Raw genomic sequence first — 13286 nt, forward strand, 5'->3', positions numbered from 1 at the left:
AGTTACCTCACCACCGTCTTACCTGGGAACGTATTGACCAAATTACCTTGCTTACCCGCTTTCGCACCTATCTCCAGCAATTGCTCAGCAACTTTACTTCGACACGGTGCTGCGATTGCACACCCTCTGGCTAACAGGCTCAGCTCATTATTCTCAACGGCAGCCGCAGGTATCAGTGACCTGTTTCAGTGCATCATACCGATTAAAAATCCCAGATACCCGGCCCGGCTTAACCATAAATATGGGCTGGTGAGGCCAGACCGTCGGATATTGATTAATTCTCTCATGGGCGCAAGTCCATCATTTTTGATATCGACATCCTTTGCACCATAGCGACAATGCATTATCAGAAAGAAAATCCCAGCAATCCCTAAACCAAAATAACTGACGGGGCTGCCCCAAAAATGGGACCCTAATTTTAAATAAGTGAGTCCCCACATACTTAGTAAAAAGATCATAAAAGAAGATGTAGTCCCTCCTGAATTTAGTCTTACTGCTTGAAAACCTTGCTGATGAAGGAACCATTGTTCATGGGACTTTTGGTAAAACAGCATAACTAGGATTCAAGTCACCCAATTATAACCTCGGCTGGGTATATATTATTTTTTGCCTTCGTAATTCATTCTACGTGAGTAGAAGTCATGAGCTGATTTTCGTTGGCGATCACGATCCACGTAAACCGATGAGTGAAAACACTGTTAACAATGCGCTCCGGGTTATGGGTTATTACACTAAAGTGGAAGTCTGCGGTCACGGTTTCAGAACCATGGCCTGTAGTTCATTGATTGAGTCGGGATTGTGGTCGAGGGATGCGGTAGAGCGGCAGATGAGCCACCAGGAACGTAACTCTGTACGTGCGGCTTATATTCATAAGGCTGAGCATCTGGATGAACGCAGGCTAATGCAGCAGCGGCCAACTGGATCACGCATTACCCCGGTGGCCTGATGTTTGTTGAGTAACAGAGATAACCCCCCGGCAACTGCATCCGGGGGTATTTTATCGGTGTTGGGTGTCGGGCGCAGCCCTGACCAGGTTGTTTTGTCGCACCGCCACAGCATGGCGGTAATGACAAAACATTTCCTGTCCGACGAAGTAGGCTGATTAACGGTTCATCTTCGGATGCTGAGCAGCTAAGAGAGAATACGAGCCGCCATCGCTCTGTGGAACAACAAAAAACGCCGCTGCAACCAATGTGGTTCAGTTGCCGCGGCGGGAAGTGGAAATATTTAAGACTTAACAACAACAACCCCGACCAATGGTCGGGGTTGCAATCAACTACTTACTGATATTGAAGGACTAATGGAGGCTAAAATATCTATAACATCGTCTACAGTTGAGAGCATATAATGAGCAATCTCGTCATGCACATTACCGCTTTGTTCATTAAACCATTCTAGATACTTAGAATTTTCAACGAGATAAAGACCAGTAAGCATCTCACCCTTCTGCTCTTCCTGCATTTTTAACAGGTCACCTTCATCTGTCACCCGGAAAGAATAAATCCAGTCGAACAACACCTTCACTTTACTACCTTCTTCGTTATCTCCAGAAGACAAAATTAGCTCAAGGGAACCAGAGGAATATCGAAAATCCTCTAGTTGACTATTTTGAAGGGAACCTTCAGTAAGAAGAACTTTATTCAGTTTTTCAGTCATATATGATTACTCGTCATACCTAAACTTGATCCTATTCTTACCAGACTGGATCTCTAATGTTGGACGACCATCCGTACTACGTTCACGAACGATAACAGTTCGACCATCTGGCAATTTGCCGACCCTTCCGCCAGGTATATCTTTAATCTCTGTCGGGGATAAGGCATCAAACTCTTTGTTAGCAGCGTTACTACCGCCTGTTCTTTCGAAGAGTTTTGAACGCCCTGTAGTCTCATTCCCTTTTGATGATGTCGAGGTTAAATCTTCGACAGTATTATTCTGTTTTTCACTATTCCGAGCGTTCTCCTCATCCTGAGGCTCCCAGCCGCCAGGCGTTCCAGAACCCGTCCCACCTAATTCCGCCTTGTCTGCATCCGTCTGATCCTTGCCTACGTTCGGGCCAGATTCACTTTCTTTATCTCCATTAAGCGCATCAGCAATAGCAGCACCACCTGCAACACCCGCCATACCACCGCCCAGACTAGGGCGGCTTATGTCGATAGGATTATTCAGACAAGTTAATACTGAACAACCCAGCGCATTATTCTCAACCGCATTCTTCCCAGCCTGCGCACCAGCCACTGCGCTATTACTGCTGTCACCTACCAACCCACCCGCCAACCCTGCTGCCAGGGTACCCAACGCACTGACGGTTTGTTTCTGCTGTTCGGTGAGATGGTCTTTATCCCAACCCATCGCCTTGATTATTGCAGGCGCGGCCGCTTCTGCCGTGAAAGCGCCTGCGGCACCGACGGCTGCATTGCCGTTAAAGTGCCCGACCACCGCACTCAACACCGCATGGGCCATCAGGTTCGCAGTCTGGTTCTGATCGGCGGGCAGATATTTACTGATTTCGTGCGCCAGATACGGCGCGCTGCCGCCCGCTAACGCCTGGCCGAGGTTACCGCCGGTCAGCCCCTGAGTGACTGCAGTCGCGGCCTGGATCGCCCGTTGTAAATCACTGCCGGTGCCGTAGGTCGCCATCGCGGTATTGCGTATCTGTTCGGTCAGCTGTTTTTCCGTCGGCGTCAAGTTACCTTTCGCCGCCAGAGCTTCTTTTGCTGCCTGAATCGCCTGCGGATCTTTTAGCGCTTTTTCTTCCGCTATCTTACCCTGCGTGCGCGCAATATCGCCAACCTGATTGCCTATCTCACCGATCAAATTGATTTCCCGCAGGCGATTTTGCTCTTTCTCCTTATCGAAAATAGGGGAGAGGGCATTGTTAGCGTGTTCAGCATCGCGGCTCAGGTCAGTGACATTTTGCTGCTGTTTATCGGTATTGCGAATGGTGATAGTGCCATCGGATACTGCCGCATGGGTATCTGCGGTGACTGGCTCACCGAGTCCGGCATCACCGACGCGGAACAACTGGAAGTGACCGCTGCGCCCGGTGTTATTCGGTTGCAGCGGTGGGAAGGGGGAGGATTTGGGGCTTAAAAGTAAAGATCCCGGCCAGTTGGCCGGGATCTTTACTTAATGGGATAGTTGTAATGCTCCGGGATTTTATAATCCTCAGGAAAAGATATCTCATCAGGAAGCTTGAATAAACGGTCAATATCCTCGACCGTCTGATAAAAAACCCCATATACCCCCATCATAAAACTTCTGATACGCAGCAAAGCTGCTCGCATAGCTAATTCATCATTACTATCTTTCGCCTTCATAAAAAGGGCTATAGAAAGATTAATATTTTTTATGTCATTCTGAATGCTATCAACGAGTGAATAATCCTCAGCTAGATAAAGGTCATCAACCTGCAACTCATCACCCGCTGTTTTTTTCAAAAAAAACAGATACTCACGGCTAAAATCGTCCAGAGAATCAATATCTATCATTTTGGCAACCTCCGTCCTTCTTTGATCGCTGCTTCAGTTTTTTTCTGATTGTACGAACCATCTAGATTAAGCACGGCTTTCCCGCAGGCGATTCTGCTCTTTCTCTTTATCAAAGATAGGCGAAAGCGCATTGTTGGCGTGTTCAACATCACGGCTCAGGTCATCAACATTTTTACTTATTATAAGTAAGAGTAGTCAGATTTTTATAAAAATCATTTATATCAATAAAATACCGCCATGAATCATTACTAGTAAACATAGACATTTCATGTTTACTACCTAATTTACCAATGTAAATCTCAGGAAAATCAGTTCCTCGCACCCCAAATCTAAGACAATGGCTTGCTCGATAGTCGAACATTTCATCAACTATAATATCATTTCCTATTTCTTCACTTTCGTAGAAGTGCCAAATTTGATAAGCCAAGGATCCACTATCTGTGATATCTATCGGTAATTCTGATGTTTTGATTTCAGATTCATTATCAAGTAACCATTCAATAAATCTGGATAGATTAATATTTCCACAGAAAATAGATATTAAACTAGCCTCATTTTTTATTGATATATCAACTAATTGATATTCATCCTGTAATAAATTTTTAAGCAAACTGATTTTTAATTTATTCATCATTTTCCCTTTATCAATTTGTTATATTCAGCCTTACTAATATCACCACGAGCAAGAAACTCACGTAATATTTTTGGTGGTGCTTCAGTTCCTGGTATTGGATATCCATACCAACCGCCAGCATTATCTGGTTGAAATTAATAGACTTTACCATCACTTATACCATATTTCTGTTTGCCACCTAGGATTGAGTTGTTTAGTACCTCTTGCGCTTTTGCATCACTTAAATCCATTGGCGTTCCCCAGCCTCCGGCTGCATGTTTTGGGCTAGGTACATACTTACTGCTGTCAGATGTATATGCCAAATCATCTTTATTCTGTTCTGGGAGCGGCGTTACCGTGCTATTCCCACCCACATCCGGCTTACCATTAGTACTCCCGGTATTACTGGCACCATTCTCGCCACTTTTATCTGGTGTCACCAACGCCGTTCCCTTGTTTTGATCGGGCGCAGGATTTACCAGCTTACCGCCTGTGGGATCATCAACTGGAGTAGGGAACCCCGTAGTTAAACCCTTACCATTTTTTAATTCTTCGTAGGCTGCTCGCTCGGAAGGTGACAGTTTATCTATTTGTTCCTGATCACCTGACATTGCAGCCAACATAACATTGGTTTTCTGTACGCTAGACAGCTCTTCAATCGCTGAAGTGGCAACACCAACACCGATGAGAGCACCAAACCCAAGATCTATGACCGCTTTGCTACAAACGGCTGCACCGGTACGCAAGATAGCAAGGTTATTATTCTCCAGAGCATTCTTCCCAGCCTGCGCCCCGGCAACGCACTGTTACCGTTTACCTGCGCCACCACTGCACCCAGTACCGCATGGGCCATTAGGTTGGCTTCGGTAGTCATATTGTGAATGACTTCAGCCACCGTACTATCACGGTTTAGAGATAAAGATCCCAGTTTTAATACCGAGATCTTTAAGATTATTTCTTTAAAAACTCTTTTTTTGCTTCATTTAGACTAGGTGCATTAGCCCCGCCAGCAAAGTAAGGATCTTCTGATTGAACAAGATCATCTTCCCATCCACAGACAGTACAAATTTCATAATTCCCTAGATCACCTATTGTGTTCTTACCACAACAAGGACAGGGGTAAAGTTCATCTTCCATCATTGTTTATTCCAATACTCCATACCTTTTTCAGGCTTAAACATTGTCCGTGGAACACCATCGATATTCTTAGAAGCGAATGTGTTCGTCGTCGGATTGTAATATAACTAATCACCATTAGGACGGATTTTAGTCAACGTATCGCACCAACGGCGGTAAGCCGCATCCGTTGCCGCAACTGACCATTAAGGGGCGATGGCTGGAAGCGTTGGGCTTCACCCACGGCCAGCCGGTGAGTATTACGGCTGAACAGGGGAAGTTGGTGATCAAGTTGGCGGATAAGGGATAACTGGCTGACCTGTAAAGTAAAATCCCGCCACTGAGGGCAGGATTTCACTATTCACATCTGTAATTTCCAAAAATTCATGCCATTAATAAGCCAGTATTGTTCCTTGTCTGGTACTAGCAAGCCAAAATCACTATTTGCTTGAGCGTTCCAATCAGAAGGCGCAGACGCTTCGTAATTTCTATCCCAATCAGTATGGCGATATATTTTTTTGTCAAAATTAATATAAAACTTAGGTAGCCGCATTCTCCAGCTATCCCACTCAACTGATACTGGAGCTGTTAATGTACATAAAAATCGCTCAACATAATCATAAAAACTGACAAGCCGCTCATCATCCCTGTCCAATGTGAAGAATGATCTCATCCAATCAACTGTATAAATAGCAACATCATTTCTGGTTATGTAATCTTTAAAGTTATCCTTAGACAATACAGGAACTCCATTTCTGAATGAACTTACTGCCTCGTCATACAGAGACTCCTTCATCCATCCTTTAGCTATATACGCCTTATATTCCGGCCTAACATCTATACAATAATTATCCTTATTATCAATAAGATAATAATGAACACCATCCGCAACAAAGATAGCTATATCTTTATCACCATTAAAAATGGCATCGAGTAAATTCTGATAATCATTTGTTAAATTCATTCAGAAATTCCTCTTTCGTTAATACGCGAGCTTTTGATGAATTTTGCTCTATCAGCCTATCCCACACCTTAGGTGGTTCAAGTGAAACACTTCAATTCAATTGATCAATGCAACAACCATGTTAAAACATGCAGTTGTGGAGGATTATTGAATGAAACGAACATTTACAGCAGCAGAAAAAAGGTTTGTCTTCGACTCGTGGAAAAACGGAATTGGCTTCAGTGACATCGCTAAAATTCTGGATTCAAAGCCAGGAACAATTTTTACTATTCTGAGAGATACCGGAGGCATACGCGATAATGTCAATGACCGTCGGTGTTCCATCATGCTCTCCCAGGTTGCCAAATTCAGTATTCCACTTCATCCAACGGCATTTTTAGTCACGGCGGGGAACAAATGCCCCCGCAACTTCAGGGGGCATGGGCATTAAAGAGAGTTACTGAGCATCTTTACCGTAATTCGGTGAACGCGGACCATACAGAATGCCGTTAGGCGTTCCAGCCGTCAGCATTCGTGTACTTGTAACACCGGCAATATCATGGCTACGATCGGTGAGTGTATTGCTTATCTGCGTTACCGCCGCTTGAACCAACATGCTGATGACACCACCAGAAGAGTTATCACCTTCATTGCTGGATGCAGTAGCACTGCCGCTCCACAATAGTTTTCCGTTTCTCAAATCCACCAATTTGGCATTCGCTGTGACACGAGTATCACTGGTGATAACCTGATAAGAGGTGCCATATTGCACCACGGTAATGTAGAGCACCGCATCTGCACCAAAGATTTTATGCAGTTTGGCTGGGCTGGTAGCACTGATGTCGCCCGCATTCGTCATGCCATTTTGCTTAAATGTCTCTTCCACGACGGCGACTGGCAACACGTAATAGCCTGCCTCAGAGAGTGGATAGGTGACCTGAGATAACATGCCATGGCTGGCAGAAACTTCTGGCGATTGGTTCTGTGGCAGCACTACTAAAATACTCTTTGGTTTACTTTGCTTAAATGCAGAATAGTCCTGCTGTACCGGCTTGGCACAACCGGTCAGTAACAGCGTTATCATGACAGCGCATATTGCGAAAATAGATTTCATTTAAATGCCCCTTTATCCTTGCTCATCAAGAAGTCCATAAACGGAGCAGACTCAGGGAATGCCGTTTTCTCGGTATTGAATTCAACCATTGCTAAATCGGTATGCCCGGTATTGCCATACAGCATGCCCAAATGAGCATGTAAGCCCGGAGGGACGGGCATATTTTTCGCGCGTGACTTTTCAATATTTTCTTTTAAAGCTGCAATTTGCTGTTCAGGGCTGGCATCCGATTTATAGTAATCATAAATCGTTGTTTGGTAGTTATCCCAGTTATAAATAGGTTTTGGTGCTGTGGCACAACCCGCCAATACAGCTGCAGCAAGCAGCAAAGAGAGATTTTTTACTAATTTCATGTTGCAGTATCCATACTCGTTATTAAGAATTATTTTGCTATTAATGTTTATTTCGCTGGTTGCCATGCACCCGATTCGATGCCAGTAACCAGATTGTTGACCGCTTCACGGATAGCCAAGTCCAGTACTTTGCCATTCAAGGTTGAGTCGTAACTTGCTGTTCCGCCAAAACCGATCACTTCGCGGTTGGAGAGTTCATACTCGCCAGCACCTTGTGAAGAGAACACCACTTCAGAAGTTTTCACATTGACGATATTCAGATTCACTTTGGCATAGGCAATCTGAGATTTACCCCGACCCAAAATGCCAAATAGCTGACGATCGCCAGTCTCTTTGCGACCAAACTCGGTCACATCGCCGGTCACGACATAAGTCGCGCCTTTTAATTGCTGGTTTTGCCCTGAAATAGCTGCTTCTGTTTTCAACTCCTCCATATTGGTGCGCTCTAATACGTTAAAGCGGCCGGTTTGCTGTAAGTGTGTCAGCAGAATGGTTTTTGACTGGCTCCCCAAGCGATCAACGCCATCGGAGAATATTCCGCTCATATAGCTTGAACGGTTGTCGAATTTACCCACAGAAATAGGGCTGCGAGGGCCGTTATATTGCGTGCCGTAAGAGGCGACTTTCGCCACGTCTAACGAGCGTGAGGACTCAGAGGCACATCCACTTAATAAGAATGCGGTTATTAATGTGGACGTTAATAATATTTTTTTCATCATAAAAGTACTATTCTCGATAAAAGATTGAACAATTATATCAGGTACCCTTAGCAGACCGGTTATGGGGCGCTTGTGCAATCTGCTGTTCGAAAGCGCCAACCGGCAAGGCTGATGTGGCCGCTCTCCATTGTGGAGGGCATAAAATTGTGTGGGCCAATGACGTAACACGTTGATGGAATGGTCATATTTTTCTCACCCATATTTTATTTTACAATAAATCTAGCTTGCTATGGTGTGCCTCACAGATTTTCATACTCTCCGATAACGATTCATTATGGCCGTTTATCGTACCGCAGTCTTATCCATTTAATTCATTGATGAACAGATCGAAAGATAAATCGGCGTTGACATGCCGGGAAAGCCCTTATAGTACAATAATTTTCTATATCCAAACTGGCCCCTTTTATTATGGGCCAACCCACGTTAATTTAGACTTCAAATTGTCAGGAACTATATTAAATAACTCTTTTATATAAATAAGATGCTGGTTGTAATTTGGTGATATATTCTCATTGCATTTTTCAACATAATATTTTGCTTGGTTATTTAAAAACCATATATCGTGCTCTGTAAAGTTCTTATCCAAGATAGTAACAGTCAAATTATGAACAAGTTCAGCTTCGAGATAGCAAGATAAATTCAAGCTTTTTTCTTTCTTTTCCAGTCGCTGTAGGTTTCTTATGTAAGGCAATGCAAGTCCTAACATTTTCACATATATTTCATTTTTATACATGTAGCCATCCTTATGATTAATATTCATAAAATTTATCACTTTCTTGTCGGCATAGAAGAAGTTCCAGCCGGAGCATTTTTAGTCTGAGTCCATGAACCATTTTGTATAAGCTTTTCTATGTATGAAGCATCTCCTGTTTTCTTATATATTTCCTGGGCTGCAACCATCCGGTGATTACCTTCAGATATATAATAATTTCCCTTACTATCAACATATCCAGCAATACGCCCCTCAGGGGCTGTAAATTTATAATTGCCACTCACCATATCGTTTTTAAGCTGATCCACCTGTCGTGGATTACGTAATCCAACTTGCATACTTTTTATTGCGAATGGAGCACCGCCTTGGGATAAGTTGGTTATGGTAGCTTTTGCTAGTTGTACTAAATCCTTTGCCAGTAACCCACCCGAAACTAACATGGCCTGATTTTCCGGATCTGAGGCAAATACCGCAAACTTCGTCCAGGTCGGGCTGTTTACATCAATGTTCGTAAGATCCTGACTATTCCACTGCTGGACATAGGCTTTGGCTTCGTCACTGGTCATCACGTCCGCACCAATGCTGCCAAGCCAGCTTGGGCGACTTGCCATATCCGAACCACCCTGAGCAACTTCTTTATCCCAGACCTGTGCTCCAACCGGATCGTCTTTCAGCTTCTTATCGGTTTCCGCGCTTTGCTTATCGCTGACCTGTTTCCATTTATCGATAACCACCTGACAATCACCACCTGATTTCCGGCAGTCCGACAGTTCTTTATCAAAGGTCAGAGCCTGGGTCGCGCTCAGCGAGTTATTCTCCACCGCATTCTTCCCAGCCTGCGCACCAGCCACTGCGCTATTACTGCTGTCACCTACCAACCCACCCGCCAATCCTGCCGCCAGTGTACCCAAGGCGCTGATGGTCTGTCGCTGCTCTTCAGTCAGGTCTTCACGATTAATTCCCGGATACATCTGCTGGGCGATATACTCACCCATCGCTGCACCCGAAGCGCCCGCCAGTGCACTGTTGCCGTTTATCTGCGCCACGACTGCACCCAGTACCGCATGGGCCATCAGGTTGGCTTCGGTGTTGATCCCCCCTTCTCTGGTAGGGGCAAGGGTCATATTATGAATGACTTCAGCCAGATACGGGGCTGAGGCGCCTGCCAGCACTTTCGCCATATCACCACCGGCCAAGCCTTGTACGGCGGCCGTCGCAGCCTGAATACCTTGTTGCAGTGCGCTGCCGGTACCGTATTTCTTCATCTCGTCTTTGTAAAAATTGGAGTTACGCAGCTTCTCCATGTAATCGGTACGGTCTTTCTCGGTGGCATTTTCCTTCAGTGGGCCAAGCTCTTTTTGCGCCGCTTTCAGGCTGTTGATATCACCCTGTGTCCGCACAACATCACTGACCTGACTGCCAATTTCGCCAATCAGCTGCGCTTCTTTTAACCGGTTTTGCTCTTTCTCTTTATCAAAGATAGGGGAGAGGGCGTTGTTAGCGTGTTCAGCATCACGGCTCAGGTCAGTGACATTTTGCTGCTGTTTATCCGTGTCCCTGATGGTGATAGTGCCATCCGGTGGTGCCTTCCGCGTGCCCATCATTGCCCAGCCCCGACAGGACCACGTCGCCCAGTGTGCTGGTATCCAACTCAGTATTTATAAACATAGGTCACTACACCTAACCTATTTCATCAAAATAACTGGTGTAGCAATCCCAGTTTTGTCATTAATGGTATAATTTCCTCCATCCCATCTATACGCAATTATTCCACCATCATCACATAATGTCAGACTTGTGAAAGGATTACCCTCAAAATCAAAGTCACTACTCACTTGCCAAATAGTCGCTCCATACATATCTAATAAATAAATATTTCGCGCACATTCAATTTTTCCGTATAGGTTCTCCATTCCTAGCCTATCAAGGAGAATTATTTTATTTCCATCAGAAAAATAGTATTCAGTTAGCACATTATTAGTCATGATTTCTCTCTTACTTTAAGGATTTCGGTATCCCAAAACTGCTAGTTGGGATCTGTTGCAAAAGTTGATACTGAACCCCACCCGCATTAGGTGCATCGAACTGAGGTTGAGCTGCAACTTTACCGACTTGCATTTTCGTTCCTGCTGGTACAAGAACATTTGCTATTTGCGTCGGAATTTTAGGTGAGGCTAAATATTTTTGGATCTGGATTGGAGTCATACCTGCAATTTCATCTGCACGGACTAAGAAACCACCTACGGGGTTATCAACCGTTGAAACACGCACAAAAGTAAGATCTGATGCTGTAGTAAATGTTCGTACTTGGGTTGCCGAATCATAAGGAGCTCCCCAACCTTTTGCTACAAACGGAGCATTGGCCTCAATTGCACTTATAGATTTCACATCAGCTATTGAGCCAGTTGGAATCAAACCTTTTGTCACAGGAACTTCAGTCTTCATCCCATACACTGCGCCACCAATAGCCGCAGTGGTATGCGTTATTGCCATTCCTGTATACAGTGCGGAGGCTATCTCGATACTGACGCCCCAGTTACTCGCTATAGTTTGGATGTCTTTGGCTTTCTGAGCTTGAGCGTCTGCTGTTGCATATTGCCACATCAGACCATCGACTTTCTCCGCCCCCTCTTTGTAAACACTTGCCATAGTGCCGATGTACTGGCCATTCATTTGTTCATCATAGCTTTTGCCCATCGCGGCCAGTTCTTGTCGCATTCCCCTGCACTGAGCTGATGACAGATGCTTACATGCTGCGTCTATGGCTGCATCGAACGCTTTATCTTTCGCGTCAAGGTCAGTGACCAGTTTTTCAGCCTGTACCTTCTTATCACCTTCCAGATAAGGCAGTGACCACTTCGCATCCTGACGCAGCTTCTCATCTTTAGAGGATAATGTATTATTCTCAACCGCATTCTTCCCAGCCTGCGCACCAGCCACTGCGCTACTACTGCTATCACCTACCAACCCACCCGCCAACCCTGCTGCCAGGGTACCCAACGCACTGACGGTTTGTTTCTGCTGTTCGGTGAGATGGTCTTTATCCCAACCCATTGCGTTGATAATTGCGGGTGCGGCGGCCTCTGCCGTAAAGGCTGATACGGCACCGACTGTCGCATTGCCGTTAAAGTGCCCGACCACCGCACCCAACACCGCATGGGCCATCAGGTTCGCAGTCTGGTTCTGATCGGCGGGCAGATATTTACTGATTTCGTGCGCCAGATACGGTGCGCTGCCGCCTGCCAACGCCTGACCAAGGTTACCGCCGGTCAGCCCCTGAGTGACTGCAGTCGCGGCCTGGATCGCCCGTTGTAAATCACTGCCGGTGCCGTAGGTCGCCATCGCGGTATTGCGTATCTGTTCGGTCAGCTGTTTTTCCGTCGGCGTCAGGTTACCTTTCGCCGCCAGAGCTTCTTTTGCTGCCTGAATCGCCTGCGGATCTTTCAGCGCTTTTTCTTCCGCTATCTTACCCTGCGTGCGCGCAATATCGCCAACCTGATTGCCTATCTCCCCGATCAAATTGATTTCCCGCAGGCGATTTTGCTCTTTCTCCTTATCGAAAATAGGGGAGAGGGCGTTGTTAGCGTGTTCAGCATCGCGGCTCAGGTCAGTGACATTTTGTTGTTGTTTATCGGTATTGCGAATGGTGATAGTGCCATCGGATACTGCCGCATGGGTATCGGCGGTGACTGGCTCACCGAGTCCGGCATTACCGATGCAGAACAACTGGAAGTCACCGCTGCGCCCGGTGTGCTCCGGTTGCAGCGGCGAGAATATGGAGGGTTTAGGGCTTAAAAGCAGAGATCCCGGTATAAGCCGAGATCTCTCATTCAGTTAATAGTGCTAGCAAGATGGTAATAACCTTTCGATTGTTTCTTTATCTTTCTCATGAAAAACAACCTCTAGTTGATGCCCTTCATCATCGTTCCAATCTAAGACTGAATCTTTTAATACCTCTAAATATATACACAAGTCAGAATCAGGAATACTCGGCAATGATTCATGCACGATCATTATTTTATTTTCACTAATCCAATCTAGATCGCGTAAACAATCAAAGAGGGAGTTCCAGTTGAGACCAAAATACCCAGGAAACCAAAGTAAGTAATAAAGAGATCTTAGCAACTCGTCAGTATCAGCGATGGTTGGATCCACCCTAGCTAAAAACACCTCACCACCATCATAACATACAGATTTATTTGAAAATTTAAATACACTCATCACA

General features: G+C 45.3%; 15 protein-coding genes and 7 pseudogenes. 3 read left to right on the forward strand and 19 right to left on the reverse strand.

From position 1 onward, the window contains the following. Positions 1-44 precede the first annotated feature (44 nt). Both A6J67_RS23935 and A6J67_RS06305 read right to left on the reverse strand, forming a co-directional pair. Positions 45-158: pseudogene (locus tag A6J67_RS23935) on the reverse strand (hemagglutinin); the annotation flags it as partial. Positions 159-185: 27 nt separating this feature from the next. Beyond that, positions 186-554, reverse strand: a complete 369-nt coding sequence (locus tag A6J67_RS06305; protein ID WP_226967884.1) for a hypothetical protein — start codon at positions 552-554, stop codon at positions 186-188. Positions 555-628: 74 nt separating this feature from the next. On the opposite strand from A6J67_RS06305, the pseudogene A6J67_RS06310 reads away from it, so the two are divergent. Next, a pseudogene (locus A6J67_RS06310) lies at positions 629-910 on the forward strand (tyrosine-type recombinase/integrase); the annotation flags it as partial. Positions 911-1272: 362 nt separating this feature from the next. Here A6J67_RS06310 and A6J67_RS06315 read toward each other — a convergent pair. From A6J67_RS06315 to A6J67_RS23630, 8 genes and pseudogenes are all read right to left on the reverse strand, one after another. Further along, the gene (locus tag A6J67_RS06315) at positions 1273-1656 is read right to left on the reverse strand and encodes a hypothetical protein (protein ID WP_050074838.1); all 384 of its coding nucleotides are present in this window, start codon (positions 1654-1656) and stop codon (positions 1273-1275) included. Positions 1657-1662: 6 nt separating this feature from the next. Continuing rightward, a complete protein-coding gene (locus tag A6J67_RS06320) occupies positions 1663-3024 on the reverse strand; it encodes a VENN motif pre-toxin domain-containing protein (protein WP_226967885.1) in 1362 nt (453 codons plus the stop codon). Positions 3025-3125: 101 nt separating this feature from the next. After that, a complete protein-coding gene (locus A6J67_RS06325; RefSeq protein ID WP_050090222.1) occupies positions 3126-3491 on the reverse strand; it encodes a hypothetical protein in 366 nt (121 codons plus the stop codon). A 72-nt stretch (positions 3492-3563) separates the two neighbouring features. Next, positions 3564-3665 (reverse strand): annotated as a pseudogene (locus A6J67_RS23940) (hemolysin); the annotation flags it as partial. Continuing rightward, a complete protein-coding gene (locus A6J67_RS06335) occupies positions 3664-4125 on the reverse strand; it encodes a hypothetical protein (RefSeq protein ID WP_226719436.1) in 462 nt (153 codons plus the stop codon). The pseudogene A6J67_RS23940 and the gene A6J67_RS06335, both read right to left, overlap by 2 nt. 134 nt (positions 4126-4259) lie before the next feature. Then, complete coding sequence (locus A6J67_RS23420) at positions 4260-4850, reverse strand: hypothetical protein (RefSeq protein ID WP_050090216.1); 591 nt, start codon at positions 4848-4850, stop codon at positions 4260-4262. 205 nt (positions 4851-5055) lie between these two features. Then, positions 5056-5244: a CPCC family cysteine-rich protein gene (locus A6J67_RS06345; RefSeq protein ID WP_374700015.1), complete on the reverse strand. Its 189-nt coding sequence runs from the start codon at positions 5242-5244 to the stop codon at positions 5056-5058. Beyond that, positions 5241-5381, reverse strand: a pseudogene (locus A6J67_RS23630) (hemagglutinin); the annotation flags it as partial. The pseudogene A6J67_RS23630 and the gene A6J67_RS06345, both read right to left, overlap by 4 nt. Between A6J67_RS23630 and A6J67_RS06355 the strand changes: the two are divergent. Further along, positions 5381-5530: pseudogene (locus A6J67_RS06355) on the forward strand (SymE family type I addiction module toxin); the annotation flags it as partial. The pseudogenes A6J67_RS23630 and A6J67_RS06355 sit on opposite strands and share 1 nt — an antisense overlap. Positions 5531-5581: 51 nt before the next feature. On the opposite strand, the gene A6J67_RS06360 reads toward A6J67_RS06355, so the two are convergent. Beyond that, positions 5582-6184, reverse strand: coding sequence for a hypothetical protein (locus A6J67_RS06360; protein ID WP_050090210.1), 603 nt, complete (start codon positions 6182-6184; stop codon positions 5582-5584). Between the two features lie 151 nt (positions 6185-6335). On the opposite strand from A6J67_RS06360, the pseudogene A6J67_RS06365 reads away from it, so the two are divergent. Continuing rightward, positions 6336-6480, forward strand: a pseudogene (locus tag A6J67_RS06365) (IS30 family transposase); the annotation flags it as partial. Between the two features lie 140 nt (positions 6481-6620). Here the strand turns inward: A6J67_RS06365 and A6J67_RS06370 are convergent. From A6J67_RS06370 to A6J67_RS06405, 8 genes and pseudogenes are all read right to left on the reverse strand, one after another. Then, positions 6621-7277 carry a DUF799 domain-containing protein gene (locus tag A6J67_RS06370; RefSeq protein WP_050090208.1) on the reverse strand — a complete coding sequence of 219 codons (657 nt, stop codon included), beginning with the start codon at positions 7275-7277 and terminating at the stop codon, positions 6621-6623. Beyond that, positions 7274-7630: a DUF4810 domain-containing protein gene (locus tag A6J67_RS06375; protein ID WP_050090207.1), complete on the reverse strand. Its 357-nt coding sequence runs from the start codon at positions 7628-7630 to the stop codon at positions 7274-7276. Before A6J67_RS06375 ends, A6J67_RS06370 begins: the two co-directional genes overlap by 4 nt. A gap of 47 nt (positions 7631-7677) precedes the next feature. Continuing rightward, positions 7678-8349: a CsgG/HfaB family protein gene (locus A6J67_RS06380; RefSeq protein ID WP_050090204.1), complete on the reverse strand. Its 672-nt coding sequence runs from the start codon at positions 8347-8349 to the stop codon at positions 7678-7680. A 406-nt stretch (positions 8350-8755) separates the two neighbouring features. Next, positions 8756-9082 carry a hypothetical protein gene (locus A6J67_RS06385; RefSeq protein WP_050090201.1) on the reverse strand — a complete coding sequence of 109 codons (327 nt, stop codon included), beginning with the start codon at positions 9080-9082 and terminating at the stop codon, positions 8756-8758. 299 nt (positions 9083-9381) lie between these two features. Further along, positions 9382-10684, reverse strand: a pseudogene (locus tag A6J67_RS23855) (VENN motif pre-toxin domain-containing protein); the annotation flags it as partial. A 62-nt stretch (positions 10685-10746) separates the two neighbouring features. Beyond that, positions 10747-11046 (reverse strand): hypothetical protein, encoded by a 300-nt coding sequence (locus A6J67_RS06395; RefSeq protein WP_019081680.1) that lies wholly within the window; start codon positions 11044-11046, stop codon positions 10747-10749. A gap of 10 nt (positions 11047-11056) precedes the next feature. Beyond that, positions 11057-12403 (reverse strand): VENN motif pre-toxin domain-containing protein, encoded by a 1347-nt coding sequence (locus A6J67_RS06400; RefSeq protein ID WP_404810569.1) that lies wholly within the window; start codon positions 12401-12403, stop codon positions 11057-11059. Positions 12404-12904: 501 nt separating this feature from the next. Next, entirely contained in the window at positions 12905-13282 is a 378-nt protein-coding gene (locus A6J67_RS06405; RefSeq protein WP_050087917.1) for a barstar family protein, read from the reverse strand. Between the last annotated feature and the right edge of the window lie 4 nt (positions 13283-13286).

The sequence above is a fragment of the Yersinia sp. FDAARGOS_228 genome (genome assembly GCF_002073315.2).
Lineage (GTDB): Bacteria > Pseudomonadota > Gammaproteobacteria > Enterobacterales > Enterobacteriaceae > Yersinia > Yersinia intermedia.

What these genes read in the sequence shown, in the direction of transcription:
- A6J67_RS06375 (WP_050090207.1), bottom strand. Translation starts at nt 7,630, where the DNA reads ATGAAATTAGTAAAAAATCTCTCTTTGCTGCTTGCTGCAGCTGTATTG.
- A6J67_RS06305 (WP_226967884.1), bottom strand. Translation starts at nt 554, where the DNA reads ATGCTGTTTTACCAAAAGTCCCATGAACAATGGTTCCTTCATCAGCAA.
- A6J67_RS06380 (WP_050090204.1), bottom strand. Translation starts at nt 8,349, where the DNA reads ATGATGAAAAAAATATTATTAACGTCCACATTAATAACCGCATTCTTA.
- A6J67_RS06395 (WP_019081680.1), bottom strand. Translation starts at nt 11,046, where the DNA reads ATGACTAATAATGTGCTAACTGAATACTATTTTTCTGATGGAAATAAA.
- A6J67_RS06325 (WP_050090222.1), bottom strand. Translation starts at nt 3,491, where the DNA reads ATGATAGATATTGATTCTCTGGACGATTTTAGCCGTGAGTATCTGTTT.
- A6J67_RS06345 (WP_374700015.1), bottom strand. Translation starts at nt 5,244, where the DNA reads ATGATGGAAGATGAACTTTACCCCTGTCCTTGTTGTGGTAAGAACACA.
- A6J67_RS06360 (WP_050090210.1), bottom strand. Translation starts at nt 6,184, where the DNA reads ATGAATTTAACAAATGATTATCAGAATTTACTCGATGCCATTTTTAAT.
- A6J67_RS06315 (WP_050074838.1), bottom strand. Translation starts at nt 1,656, where the DNA reads ATGACTGAAAAACTGAATAAAGTTCTTCTTACTGAAGGTTCCCTTCAA.
- A6J67_RS06370 (WP_050090208.1), bottom strand. Translation starts at nt 7,277, where the DNA reads ATGAAATCTATTTTCGCAATATGCGCTGTCATGATAACGCTGTTACTG.
- A6J67_RS06405 (WP_050087917.1), bottom strand. Translation starts at nt 13,282, where the DNA reads ATGAGTGTATTTAAATTTTCAAATAAATCTGTATGTTATGATGGTGGT.
- A6J67_RS06400 (WP_404810569.1), bottom strand. Translation starts at nt 12,403, where the DNA reads ATGGCGACCTACGGCACCGGCAGTGATTTACAACGGGCGATCCAGGCC.
- A6J67_RS06335 (WP_226719436.1), bottom strand. Translation starts at nt 4,125, where the DNA reads ATGATGAATAAATTAAAAATCAGTTTGCTTAAAAATTTATTACAGGAT.
- A6J67_RS06385 (WP_050090201.1), bottom strand. Translation starts at nt 9,082, where the DNA reads ATGTATAAAAATGAAATATATGTGAAAATGTTAGGACTTGCATTGCCT.